Annotated in this window: 11 protein-coding genes and 1 riboswitch; of the genes, 8 read left to right on the top strand and 3 right to left on the bottom strand. The window is 62.1% G+C overall.

Going from position 1 to position 12,384, the window contains the following annotated elements:
* The first annotated feature begins 29 nt into the window (after window positions 1-29).
* Together JO965_RS19850 and JO965_RS19845 are read left to right on the top strand one after the other, a co-directional pair.
* Window positions 30-542: an invasion associated locus B family protein gene (locus tag JO965_RS19850; RefSeq protein WP_203440726.1), complete on the top strand. Its 513-nt coding sequence runs from the start codon at window positions 30-32 to the stop codon at window positions 540-542.
* A gap of 27 nt (window positions 543-569) precedes the next feature.
* The gene (locus JO965_RS19845; protein WP_203440725.1) at window positions 570-1,142 is read left to right on the top strand and encodes a hypothetical protein; all 573 of its coding nucleotides are present in this window, start codon (window positions 570-572) and stop codon (window positions 1,140-1,142) included.
* Window positions 1,143-1,156: 14 nt separating this feature from the next.
* Here JO965_RS19845 and JO965_RS19840 read toward each other — a convergent pair whose 3' ends face one another.
* Window positions 1,157-2,461: a hemolysin family protein gene (locus JO965_RS19840; protein WP_203440724.1), complete on the bottom strand. Its 1,305-nt coding sequence runs from the start codon at window positions 2,459-2,461 to the stop codon at window positions 1,157-1,159.
* Between the two features lie 163 nt (window positions 2,462-2,624).
* Window positions 2,625-2,715: riboswitch (glycine riboswitch) on the top strand.
* A 159-nt stretch (window positions 2,716-2,874) separates the two neighbouring features.
* On the opposite strand from JO965_RS19840, the gene gcvT reads away from it, so the two are divergent.
* The 6 genes from gcvT to JO965_RS19810 all read left to right on the top strand — a co-directional run bounded on the left by gcvT (window position 2,875) and on the right by JO965_RS19810 (window position 11,007).
* Window positions 2,875-4,023 (top strand): glycine cleavage system aminomethyltransferase GcvT, encoded by a 1,149-nt coding sequence (gene gcvT, locus JO965_RS19835; protein WP_203440723.1) that lies wholly within the window; start codon window positions 2,875-2,877, stop codon window positions 4,021-4,023.
* 23 nt (window positions 4,024-4,046) lie between these two features.
* On the top strand, window positions 4,047-4,421 hold the full coding sequence (gene gcvH, locus JO965_RS19830; RefSeq protein ID WP_203445272.1) for a glycine cleavage system protein GcvH: 375 nt from the start codon (window positions 4,047-4,049) through the stop codon (window positions 4,419-4,421).
* Between the two features lie 15 nt (window positions 4,422-4,436).
* Window positions 4,437-4,913 carry an OsmC family protein gene (locus JO965_RS19825; protein WP_203440722.1) on the top strand — a complete coding sequence of 159 codons (477 nt, stop codon included), beginning with the start codon at window positions 4,437-4,439 and terminating at the stop codon, window positions 4,911-4,913.
* Window positions 4,914-4,934: 21 nt separating this feature from the next.
* Entirely contained in the window at window positions 4,935-6,275 is a 1,341-nt protein-coding gene (gene gcvPA, locus JO965_RS19820) for an aminomethyl-transferring glycine dehydrogenase subunit GcvPA (RefSeq protein ID WP_203440721.1), read from the top strand.
* Complete coding sequence (gene gcvPB, locus JO965_RS19815) at window positions 6,275-7,843, top strand: aminomethyl-transferring glycine dehydrogenase subunit GcvPB (protein WP_203440720.1); 1,569 nt, start codon at window positions 6,275-6,277, stop codon at window positions 7,841-7,843. The genes gcvPA and gcvPB overlap by 1 nt, the downstream gene beginning before the upstream one ends.
* 302 nt (window positions 7,844-8,145) lie before the next feature.
* A complete protein-coding gene (locus tag JO965_RS19810) occupies window positions 8,146-11,007 on the top strand; it encodes an acyltransferase family protein (protein WP_203440719.1) in 2,862 nt (953 codons plus the stop codon).
* A 58-nt stretch (window positions 11,008-11,065) separates the two neighbouring features.
* On the opposite strand, the gene JO965_RS19805 is transcribed toward JO965_RS19810, so the two are convergent.
* Both JO965_RS19805 and JO965_RS19800 read right to left on the bottom strand, forming a co-directional pair.
* Window positions 11,066-11,719 (bottom strand): HAD family hydrolase, encoded by a 654-nt coding sequence (locus JO965_RS19805; RefSeq protein ID WP_371826808.1) that lies wholly within the window; start codon window positions 11,717-11,719, stop codon window positions 11,066-11,068.
* A 171-nt stretch (window positions 11,720-11,890) separates the two neighbouring features.
* The gene (locus JO965_RS19800; protein ID WP_203440718.1) at window positions 11,891-12,376 is read right to left on the bottom strand and encodes an ATP F0F1 synthase subunit B; all 486 of its coding nucleotides are present in this window, start codon (window positions 12,374-12,376) and stop codon (window positions 11,891-11,893) included.
* Window positions 12,377-12,384: the final 8 nt, after the last annotated feature.

The raw sequence follows: 12,384 nt of genomic DNA, 5'->3' as shown, positions 1-12,384 counted from the left end.
TCGAACAGGGTTAATGAATGGAGAATCCGATGGGCGCATCGCGATGGGCTCGCCATTGTGCGACGGCAATCCTGGGGCTGACCGCCCTGTTCGGGGCCAGCGGCGCCGGCGCTCAGGGCATGGTCAAGAACACCTATGGTGAGTGGCAGATGCGCTGCGAGACCCCGGCTGGTGCAACAGCCGAGCAATGCGCGCTCGTGCAGAACGTTGTCGCCGAGGACCGCCCCAACGTCACCCTCGTCATTATCGTGTTGAAAACCGCCGACGGCAAAAGCCGGCTCCTGCGCGTCGTCGCGCCGCTTGGTATCCTGTTGCCGTCAGGCCTGGGTCTCAAGATCGACCAGACGGATATCGGGCGCGCCGGATTCGTGCGCTGCCTCGCCACCGGTTGCGTGGCCGAGGTCGTGATGGAGGATAGCCTGATCAACCAGATGAAGACGGGTCAGACGGCCACCTTCATCGTCTTCCAGACACCCGAGGAAGGGATCGGGATTCCCGTGTCCCTGAACGGATTTGCGGCCGGGTTCGATGCCCTTCCGTAACAGATGAACGAGAGCGTGGGGGCAATCATGAGAGATGGATTGAGCCGAAAGGCCGGATGGATGCTCGCTGTGCTCGGCCTGTCGGCCCTGACGGGTTGCGGCGCGCCGGGCGAGGGTGGCTTCGGCGTCGGCGACATGCTGCTGACGGCGGGCACGACCCAGGCGTCGGCCCAGGCGGCCGAGACCCGGGACGTCTATTGCCCGACCATCGAAGTCGTCGACGGCGGTGCTGCCATACAGGCCCGCGGGGGCGGAGAGGGCGGCTCCGTGCGCAGCCAGATCGCCCTGGGAGAGCTGGCCCGCGAATGCATCGGCCAGCCTGACGGGACGACCCTGGTTAGGGTCGGGGTCGAGGCGCAGGCGCTGGTCGGCGTCGGTGGATCAGCCGGCCGCTACGACGTGCCGATCCAGATCGTCGTGAAGGACGGCTCGACCGTCTTCGCCAATCGGACCCGCCGCGTGGCGGCCGCGATCCCGGCCGGCCAGAGCCGGACGACCGTCTCCGTGATCGAAGACGGCATCGTGGTTCCCGCCGCCAATGCCAATAGCTTCGAGATCGAAGTCGGCCTCGGCGGCCGCGCGGCAGGCCGGCGCGGCTAAGCCACCCAATCTACTTAATGGAGAGCGGCAGCGCCCGCTCTCTGGTTGAGGGGAGCGGCCAGGACTTTGTCGATCCGGCGTTCGTCCAGGTCGATGACCTCGAAGCGCCAGCCGAAGGCATCGACGTGCTCGCCCGTGCTGGGCAGATGCTGGAGCTCGCTGATCACCAGTCCGCCCACGGTATGATAGCTACGGGTCTCGGGCAGCGTGACGCCCAGGGCCTCGGCCATTTCATCGACCGGCATGGAGCCGGCGAGCAGCCAGGAGCCGTCCTCGCGCCGGATGGCATCGGGCTCGGGCGCCTCGCCGTCCGAGCGGAAGGCGCCGACGATGGCCTCGAGGGCATCGGCCGGAGTCACGACCCCTTCGAAATGCCCGTATTCGTCATGGACGATCGCCATCGGCACCTCCGCGTCGCGTAAGGTGGCGAGCGCGTCGAGGGCATAAAGCGTATCCGGAATGACGGGGGCCTGCTGAACGTGGCCGCGGATGTCCAGGGGCTGGCCCGACAGAAGGGCCGCGAGAAGCTCCCGCGACTGGACGACACCGATCACGTTGTCGGGCGAACCCTCGCTGACGGGCAGGCGGGAATGCGGGGTCTCGATCAGCAATTCGCGGATCGCTTCGTCGTCATCGTCGAGGTCGATCCAGTCCACATCCGTGCGAGGGGTCATGAGTCCGCGCACCGTGCGGTCACCGAGGCGGAGCACGCCGGAAATCATGCGGCGCTCCTCCTCCTCGATCACGCCGGCGCTCTCGGCCTCGCCGACGAGCATCTTGATCTCCTCTTCGGTGACCGTCGACGAGTCGTCGGACTTGGTCCCCAGGAGGCGGAAGATCAGGCTGGTGGAGGCGTTGAGCAGCCAGACGGCAGGGGCGGCGACCTTCGAGAGTACCAGCATCATGGGAGCCATGGTGCAGGCAATGGTTTCCGAGTTGCGGAGCGCCAGCTGCTTCGGCACCAGTTCGCCGATGACGATGGAGAGATAGGTGATCGCGCCGATCACGAGGCCGTAGCCGAGGGGCTCGGCCGCACCCTCGGGCATGCCCTGGGCGAGGAAGAACTGGGTCAGCCGGTCGCCGAGTGCGGCGCCGGAAAAGGCGCCGGCCAAAATGCCGACGAGCGTGATGCCGATCTGGACCGTGGACAGGAACCGGCCCGAATCCTCCATGAGAATCAAGGCTGTGCTGGCGCCCGAGCGGCCCTGCTCGGCCATGGCCTTAAGGCGGGGGCGGCGGGCGGACACGATCGCGAGTTCGGAAAGAGCGAAGACGCCGTTGAGGGCGACGAGAGCGAGAGCGATGATCAGTTCAAGCAACGATGCATGGAGCTGCTGACCGGATCAGGCCGCGCTTCTCCCCTTCTGTGAATGATGGCGCCTAAGATGGAGCGTCGAAGCCCCGCCGTCAATTAAAGGGTGAGCAGAAAGCCCTTGCTTTGTTGACAGGCGTCCAATTCCTCTTCAGAGCTAAACCCAGCCGATGATCCCCGCGGAAGAGACCGGGCCTTGAGCCCGGCGCCGAAGGCGCAACCGCCCCGGAAACGCTCAGGCCAAAGGACCGCGTGGGAGCTGGCACTCTGGAAAGCGGCGACGTTTCGATAAGCGTCGCCCACCGACGGGCGTAACCTGCCGCAAAAGCGCCAGGGAAATCTCTCAGGTCTCGGGACAGAGGGGGCGCACAGCAACGGGCCACAAGGCTCGATGGAACGCGCACCTTTTGAGGGAACCCGATGGCCGAGCATGCGCATAGCGACGAGCCGCTCCTGCAAACTCCGCTCCATGCCGAGCATGTGGCGCTTGGCGCCCGCATGGTGCCTTTCGCCGGCTACGACATGCCGGTGCAGTACCCCGCCGGCATCCTGACCGAGCACAACTGGACCCGCGAGCATGCGGGCCTGTTCGATGTCTCCCATATGGGCCAGGCCTTTCTCGTCGCCGAGGACAAGAGCCACGAGACCGTGGCCAAGGCGCTCGAGGCGCTGATTCCCGCCGATGTGCTGAACCTGAAGCCGAACCAGCAGCGCTATTCGCAGCTTCTGGCCGATGATGGCGGCATCCTCGACGACCTCATGGTCACCCGCGTCGGCGCCCCCGGCCACGAGGGCTGGCTTTATCTGGTGGTGAACGCCTCCATGAAGGAGGCCGATTACGCCCATATCCAGGCTCGCCTGCCCAAGGGTGTCTCCTTGAATCCTAAAGACGGCCTGGCGCTGATGGCCCTGCAGGGGCCCTCGGCAGAGGCCGTTCTGGCGAAGCTTGCGCCCGAGACGGCGCCCCTTCCGTTCATGATGTCTGCGGATGTGCAGATCGATGGCGTCTGGTGCCACGTCTCCCGCTCCGGCTACACCGGTGAGGACGGTTTCGAGATTTCCTGCAAGGCTGGGGATGCGGCCAAGCTCTGGAACACGCTGCTTGCCGATCCGGAGGTGAAGGCCATCGGTCTCGGTGCCCGTGATTCGCTGCGCCTCGAAGCGGGCCTGTGCCTTTATGGCCACGATATCGACACCACCACTTCGCCTATCGAAGCCGGCCTGATCTGGTCGATCCAGAAGCGTCGCCGTGAGGAGGGGGGCTTTCCCGGAGCCGAGCGCGTTCAGCGCGAGATCAGGGACGGTGCTGCGCGTGTTCGCGTCGGCATCAAGCCGGAAGGCCGCGCTCCGGCCCGTGAGGGAACCGTCATCACCACGCCCGACGGGCGCGAGGTCGGCATCGTGACCTCCGGCGGCTTCGGCCCCACGGTCAACGGCCCGGTCGCCATGGGCTATGTCGCGAAGGACGTGTCCGCTGTCGGAACGGATCTTCATCTCATCGTTCGCGGCAAGCCGCTGCCGGCCAAGGTCGCGACCATGCCGTTTGCTCCTCATCGCTACAAGCGCTGACAACTCACAAGAGGGAATTCATCATGACCACACGCTACACCAAGGACCACGAATACATCCGCGTCGAGGGCGATGCCGGCATCGTCGGCATTTCCGACTATGCGCAGAGCCAGCTCGGCGACGTCGTTTTCGTGGAGCTGCCGAGCGTCGGCAAGACTCTGTCGAAGGGCGATGAAGCCGCGGTCGTCGAGAGCGTGAAGGCTGCGAGCGAAGTCTATGCGCCGGTCTCCGGCGAGGTGGTCGACGTCAATCGCGATCTCGAAGCCTCCCCCGGCACGGTCAATGAGGATCCGGCCGGCCGCGGCTGGTTCATGAAGATCCGCCTGACGAATCCGAGCGAGCTCGACGGTCTTCTGACCGAAGAGCAGTATCAGGAATTCGTGAAGTCGATCTCTTAAAAAGAGAAGACGGCAATGGCGCACGAATACAAGGCGACGATTCGCTGGACACGCGGAGCGGACGAGATCTTCTCCGACAACCGCTACAGCCGCGACCATATTTGGAGCTTCGATGGCGGCATCGAAGTGCCGGGCTCCGCATCGCCCTCCGTCGTGCCGTTACCCCTCTCGCGGGAGGATGCCATCGATCCGGAGGAGGCTTTCGTGGCGGCGATCTCCAGCTGTCACATGCTCACCTTCCTGTCGATTGCCGCCAAGAAGCGCTTCGTCGTCGATCTTTATGAAGACGAGGCGCTCGGCATCATGACCAAGAACGAACACGGCAAGCTCTTCGTCTCCAAGGTCACCCTGGACCCGAAAATCGAATTCTCGGGCGACAAGATTCCGACGCCGGAGCAGATCGCCGACATGCATCACCTCGCCCACAAGGAATGCTTCATCGCCAATTCCGTTCTCACGGACATTGTCGTGGCCGGCATTCCCTCGCACTAACTCACCCAAGGTTTTTTGCCGATGCGCTATTTGCCTTTGTCCGATACCGACCGCGGCGAGATGCTCGCGCGGATCGGCGTCAAACATGTCGACGAACTCTTTGACGATGTGCCGACGAACCTGCTTCTGAAAGAGCCGGTGGATCTGCCGCGCCGCAAAGGCGAACTGGAGGTGGAGCGCATCCTCTCCCGCATGTCCGCGAAGAATATCTCGGCTTCCTCCGTGCCGTTCTTCGTCGGCGCCGGCGCCTACAAACACCATGTGCCGGCGACCGTCGATCATCTGATCCAGCGCTCGGAGTTCCTAACGAGCTACACGCCGTATCAGCCGGAGATCGCGCAGGGCACGCTGCAATATCTCTTCGAGTTCCAGACTCAGGTTGCAGCGCTCACCGGCATGGATGTGGCGAATGCCTCCATGTATGACGGCTCCACCGGCACGGGCGAAGCGGTGCTCATGGCGCATCGCGTCACCAAGCGCCGCAAGGCCATTCTCTCGGGCGGTCTGCATCCGCACTACACCGATGTGGTGAAGACGCTCTCCGACATGGCGAGCGATGAAACCGTCATCATGGCGCCGGATGTGAGCGGCACCGAGGACATCCTCTCGCAGATCGACGACACGACATCTTGCGTCGTCGTGCAGTCGCCGGACGTATTCGGCAATGTGCGTGACCTGAAGCCTATCGCCGACAAGGCGCACCAGCATGGCGCGTTGCTGATCGCCGTGTTCACGGAAGTGGTGTCGCTCGGCCTGCTCAAGTCGCCCGGGAGCCAGGGCGCTGACATCGTGGTGGGTGAGGGGCAGTCGATCGGCAATGCGCTGAACTTCGGCGGCCCCTATGTCGGCCTCTTCGCCACCCAGTCGAAATATATCCGCCAGATGCCGGGCCGCCTCTGCGGCGAGACTGTGGATGCGGACGGCAACCGCGGCTTCGTGCTGACGCTTTCGACCCGCGAGCAGCATATCCGCCGCGACAAGGCGACCTCGAACATCTGCACCAATTCGGGCCTCTGCTCTCTGGCCTTCACCATCCACATGACGCTGCTCGGCGAGAAGGGCCTCTCACGCCTCGCCCGCATCAATCATGCCCATGCGGTGAAGCTGGCCGATCAGCTCGCGGCCGTGAAGGGCGTCGATGTGCTCAACAAGACGTTCTTCAACGAGTTTACCGTGAAGCTGGCGAAGCCTGCGGCAGACGTCGTCGAGCGTCTCGCCGAGAAGGGCGTGCTCGCAGGCGTGCCCGTGTCGCGCCTCCTGCCGAATGCGGGCCTCGACAACCTGTTGCTCGTCGCTTCGACCGAAGTGAACACCGATGATGATCGCGCGGCCCTCTGCGCCGCCTTGAAGGAGGTTCTGTGATGTTGAACCGCCAGGGACGCCCCTCTTCCGCCGGCGAAGCCGGCACCACAACGCATCCGACTTTCACCGGCAACAAGGCGCTGGCGCAGATCGAGCCGCTGCTCTTCGAGATCGGCCGCTATGACACGACCGGCGTCGATTTCGACGAGCCGGAGGATTTCGAGCCGCGTCTTGGCGGTTTGGAGCGCAAGGAGCCCATCGGTCTGCCGGGTCTCTCCGAGCCCGAGACCATGCGCCACTACGTGCGCCTCAGCCAACAGAACTACGGCATCGACACGGGCCTCTTTCCGCTCGGTTCCTGCACCATGAAGCACAACGCGCGCCTGAACGAGCGCATGGCGCGCCTGCCGGGCTTCTCGGATGTGCATCCGCTGCAGCCGGTCTCCACCGTGCAGGGCGCGCTTGAGCTCATGAACGAACTTGGGCGCTATCTGGTCACGCTCACCAACATGACGGCCGTCGCTCTCTCGCCGAAGGCCGGCGCCCATGGCGAGCTCTGCGGCATGATGGCGATCAAGGCCGCCATCGAGGCGAAGGGCGAGGGCAAGACCCGCAACGTGGTGCTCGTGCCTGATTCGGCACACGGCACGAACCCGGCTACCGCCGCTCTCATCGGCTTCGTCGTGAAGCCCGTGCCGGCGCGTGAGGACGGCTTCGTGCATGTGGAGGACGTGAAGAAGCTGCTCGGCCCCGATGTGGCGGCGATCATGCTCACGAATCCCAACACCTGCGGTCTCTTCGAGCCGCAGGTCGCGGAGATCGCGAAGGCGATCCACGATGCGGGCGCGTACTTCTACTGCGACGGTGCGAACTTCAACGCCATCGTCGGCAAGGCCAAGCCCGGGGATCTCGGCGTCGATGCCATGCACATCAATCTGCACAAGACCTTCTCGACGCCTCACGGCGGCGGTGGTCCAGGCTCGGGACCCGTCGTGCTCTCCGCGCGTCTTGCGCCCTTCGCGCCGGTGCCGTTCGTGCGGGCCGGCAAGGAGGGCTTCGAGCTGGTGGAGCAGGAATCGGATGCAGCTGAAAAGCCTTTCGGCCGCATGACCGCCTTCCACGGCCAGATGGGCATGTATGTGCGCGCACTGTCCTACATGCTCTCGCATGGCGCGGACGGCATGAAGCAGGCGTCAGAGGATGCAGTGCTCAACGCCAACTACATCCGCGCCGGCCTGTCCGATCTCCTCTCGCTGCCCTTCGGCAACAAGCCGTGCATGCACGAGGTGCTGTTCGACGATGCGTGGCTGAAGGACACGGGCGTGACCACGCTCGATGTGGCCAAGGCCATGATCGACGAGGGCTATCACCCGATGACCATGTACTTCCCGCTGGTGGTGCATGGCGCGATGCTGATCGAGCCGACGGAATCCGAATCGAAATCCTCCCTCGACCTCTTCATCGCAACCCTGCGCGACCTCGCCATGGCAGCGAAGAAGGGTGACACGGAGCGCTTCACCGGTGCCCCCTACCACGCCCCACGCCGCCGCCTGGACGAGACCCGCGCCGCCCGCAACCCGGTCCTCAAGTGGACGCCACCGGCGCCCATGGCGGAAGCGGCGGAGTAAATCCTGCCTTCCATATCGATCAAGAGAATGCCGCCCATTTGGGCGGCATTTTCATTTGCGAACCGCCAAGCTTCTCGACCCGAGCAATCAGGTTCGGACCCTACATGTTCGGAGAGGAGGCAAATCGCCCTGTCTGGTCTATGCGTGTTGTAACGTAACGGCAATGTGCACGATTCCAGGGAGACGTGTGCGGCATGGGTTCTCACCGTAGTCAATACTCTGCGGGCAGGGTTTCTCAGTTGAGCGCCTGAATTCGTGAGGCACGCCGCGCCCCGACATCGTGACTGATGCAGACAGACGCGATGACGGATTCCAAGAAGGCTTCTTCCAACTATCGTCCCGAAATCCAGGGAATTCGAACGATCGGTGCCCTGCTCGTCGCCGCCTTCCACATCTGGGGTGGACGTGTTTCTGGAGGCGTCGATGTCTTCTTCGTCATCTCGGGCTTTCTCATCACGGGTTCGCTTTACCGGGAGATCAAGCGGACACAGACAATCAATGTCATTGCCTTCTGGGGGCGGATCGCCAAGCGTATCACTCCGATGGCCTGTGTCATTCTTGCACTGACGCTGGTTGCGGCTCTGTTATGGATGCCGCAGTCTCGTCAGCAAGGACTTTTGTCCGAGGTCATCTATAGCGCCGTTCATCTCGAGAACATCAAGCTCATGATGAGCTCGGTCGACTATCTCGCCCGCGATGAGGCTCCAAGCCCTGTCCAACAATTCTGGGCCCTGTCGGTGCAGGTGCAATTCTATGCCGTGTGGCCGTTTTTGTTGCTCGGCATTGCAATTGCTGCAAAGAGACTTCGCGTTTTCACCTCTGCTTACATCGTTGGCTTGGCTGCGTTACTCATAGTCTCCTTGGGCTATTCGATCACTCAGACCAATCTCAATCCTTCGCCAACTTACTTCAACACCCTCGCACGCGTATGGGAATTCGCCCTTGGCGGAATGCTGGCAATTGCACTTCCTTACCTGAATCTCCCAGCGGCTCTGCGCTTGGTTGCCGGGTGGGTTGGCTTGGCCATGGTGGTGAGTTGCGGCTTTCTTGTGCCTGCCTCTGCACACTACCCCGGCTATGTCGCGCTGTGGCCGACGCTCGGGGCTGTGCTGATCATTGTCTCCGGTGGCGGTGGTGTCCGGTTCGGGGCCGACCACATCCTTGCCTCGAAGCCGCTCGTGGCTTTGGGAGAGATCTCATTCTCCTTCTACCTCTGGCACTGGCCGATTCTGGTATTCTTCCTGATCGTTGATGGGCAGACACAATTGGGCCTCGTGGCCGGGCTCTCCGTGATCGCGATTGCCCTATGCGGAGCTTATGCAACGCACCGCTGGTTCGAACAGCCTGTTCAGCAATCGTCTATCGGCAGAAGCAACCCATGGCATGTTCATGCCATGGCCGTGGGACTGGCCCTGCCAATCGTTGCCGCATCCGCGGTGTGGTACAAGTGGAACGATGTACAAGAGCGTCGGCAGAGTGCTGCGCTAGAGCAGATGATGAGGAGATATCCAGGAGGTAGCCAGCCGATCTCGCTGGCGAAAGCGATCAAGCCTGGTGTTCCCCTTCACCCAACGGTCTCTGAAGCAAGAAACGCTCCCGCCGACTTCTGCTCGCAGGAAAAGGGGGAACAGGGAATTGTTACTTGTATTCATGGTGTGATTGAAGGTTATCAGAAGACGATTGCGCTTGTCGGCGGCTCCCAGGTCGAACAGTGGTTGCCTGCTCTGGAAGCGCTTGCATCCGCTCAAAAGTGGAAAATCGTCGTGCTTGCCGAAAGCGATTGCTCGTCCTGTGATGTATGGAGCGAGGCGATGCATGACGCCGTGCTGAAGCTTCATCCGAACGTCGTGTTCACGGTAGCGACCTCTCAGAGGATGCAGCAGAGTGAGGCGAGGGAAGCCATTCCAGGGAGCTATCTCACGCAATGGAAGAAGTTGGCTGATAACAGCATCACTGCGATAGCTCTGCGTCATACTCCCAGCATGGGAGAAGATGTTCTCGACTGTGTAGAAGTCAATCTGCACGATATTGCGAAATGCGCAATTCCTCGCTGGCGACTGTTCGACGAGATCGATCCAGTATCCAAGCTCAGCCCGAAGCCGAGGAACGTCAGATTTATCGACCTCACCGACAGGTTCTGTGACGAACAGCTTTGCCTGCCCGTGGGGGGCAATGTGCTGGTGTATCGCGACGCCCGTCACATGACCCCCGAATATGCCCGCACTCTCGCTCGCCGTCTCGGACAGCGGATGCAGCAGGTTCGTCCAGATTTGTTCCTGTCGAATGCGTTGGAGGAGCTGGGAAGCGACTATCCTGGTGGCTCCATGCCTATGGCCGTTGAGCGCGCTGTGAAACCGAACGTTCCGGTCTATCCGAGAGCTGCGGCCGTCAAGTACAAGCATCCCAACTTCTGTCAGCAGAATGAGACAGAGGCGGAGGTTCTCACCTGCGTATATGGAGAGGTGAAGAATCCCTTCAAGACGATCGCGCTTGTGGGTGGTTCTCATGCCGAGCACTGGTTGCCGGCGCTGGAACGGCTCGCTCACGAGTACAAGTGGAAGATTGTCGCCGTCACCAAGAGCGCCTGCCAATACAGCACCGAGGTCGAAAGCGTTCCATCCTGTACTCAATGGAACCGGGACGTTCACGATGTGGTGCGGAGGATTAATCCTGATGTGGTGTTCACGACGTCAACCCGACGTCGATCGCGCGTCGGAGGCTTGATCGAGTACATTCCGAACGGATACCTCGCGCATTGGAAGCGTTTGGAAGGCGACAACATTTCTGTGATTGCGGTGCGGGACAGTGCGCGCACGAGGCCCGATGCTCCAGATTGCATGGAGGCCAATCTACGCGATATTTCGAAATGCGCGGTTCCCCGGAGTGAGCTATTCGACGAGGTCGACCCGACCTCCATGCTCAGCCCGAAGCCTGCGAATGTGAATTTCATCGATCTCACCGACAGGTTTTGTGACGAGAAACTCTGCCTGCCCGTAGGCGGCAATGTGCTGGTGTTCCGAGATACCCATCATATCACGATCGAGTATTCTCGTACGCTTGCAATGCCTTTAGGAGAACGGATGAAGCAGGTTCGCCCCGACCTGTTTCCCGCGAAAGCGCAACCGAGTTCAGGTCAGCAGAAAGATCCGAGCGCAAGTCAGTAGTTGCAAATAGGTCTTCAGGAGAGAGCGACGAGCTCAGACGCCGTTCCCCATTGATCGACTATGCAATTGCTCGAATTGCCTCCGAAAGTTCAGTCATCCGCTCGATGATGCGCAGTGCCCCTGCCTGCCGCAGCTTTTCTGCGTGCTCCGGCCCGCAATGACTGCCGCCGGTGAAGCCGATGACGTGCATGTCTGCAGCACGGGCTGCCTGAACGCCTGCGCTGGAATCCTCGATGACGATACATTCCGTTGGGCTCGCCTTCATCTGGGCCGCAGCATGGAGGAACAGGTCTGGGGCCGGCTTTCCGCGTGCGACTTGAGACGAGCTGAAGATGTTGTCGAACAGGTCTGCCAGACCCGTGACCCGCAGGGACAAAGCGATTCGCTCCGGTATGGAGGATGAGGCGACGCAGCGGGGGAAGTGGAGGGATAGGATGGCATCCCGCACCCCCTCGATCGGTTTCAGATCCGTTTCGAAGCGCGCAAACAGGGTGCGGTTGAGGCGCTCGCTGAAGTCGCCAGGGAGCTTGCAGTTCCGCTCGGTCTCGATTCGCGAAATCATGGTTTTCAGGCTCACCCCGAGAAATTGCCGCGCAATCTCCTCTGCCGTGTAGGGGATGCCGATTTGCGTGAGAAACTCGGCATCGATCCGGCAGCTCAACACTTCCGAATCGACCAGCACGCCGTCGCAATCGAAGATCAGCAGCATCATGTCCTCACTAGCGCGTCGTGCGGACTCAGAGGGTCGCGCAGAACGATGCGCTCTTCAAAGAGTGGAGCATCGGATCAATCCCAAAAGTGCATTCCACTTTTGGGTCCGATCTCCAAGCAAAAAGGCCGCCTCAAGGGCGGCCTTTGAGATCTTTTATCCGGAACGAAGCTCTTATTGCAGCTTCGTGCGCACGTCGTTGAGGCTCTGCGTCACGAACGAGGCGGCGGTGGCACCGGTGATCTCGTCGCGCAGGACGCGTTCGGAAGCCTTGATGGCGGCGTCGACGGCAGCGGCGCGGACCTCGGCGGAAGCCTGAGCCTCGGCCTGGGCAATCTTCGCCTCGGCAGTGGCCGTACGGCGCTTCACGAAATCGGTGATCTTCTCCTGCGCCTCGGCGGCAAGGCGCTCGGCCTCGGCGCGGGCGTTGGAGACGATGTCGGCGGCCTCCTGCTCGGCGGCCGTGCGCTTGGCCTCGTATTCCTTCAAGAGCCGCTCGGCGTCCTGGCGCAGGCGCTTGGCCTCGGCCAGTTCACCGGCAATGCGCTTGCCGCGGGAGTCGAGCTGACCCAGCACCTTCCCGGGAACGCCGTAATAGAACAGGATGCCCCAGAAGATGACGAAGGCGACCGCAACCCAGAATTCAGCGCTAGCAAACATGCGGACCT

Origin of the sequence: Microvirga sp. VF16 (genome assembly GCF_016864375.1) — a bacterium.
Lineage (GTDB): Bacteria > Pseudomonadota > Alphaproteobacteria > Rhizobiales > Beijerinckiaceae > Microvirga.
Note: the sequence above shows the minus strand (reverse complement) of the source record. Positions and strands in the feature narration are given on the sequence as shown.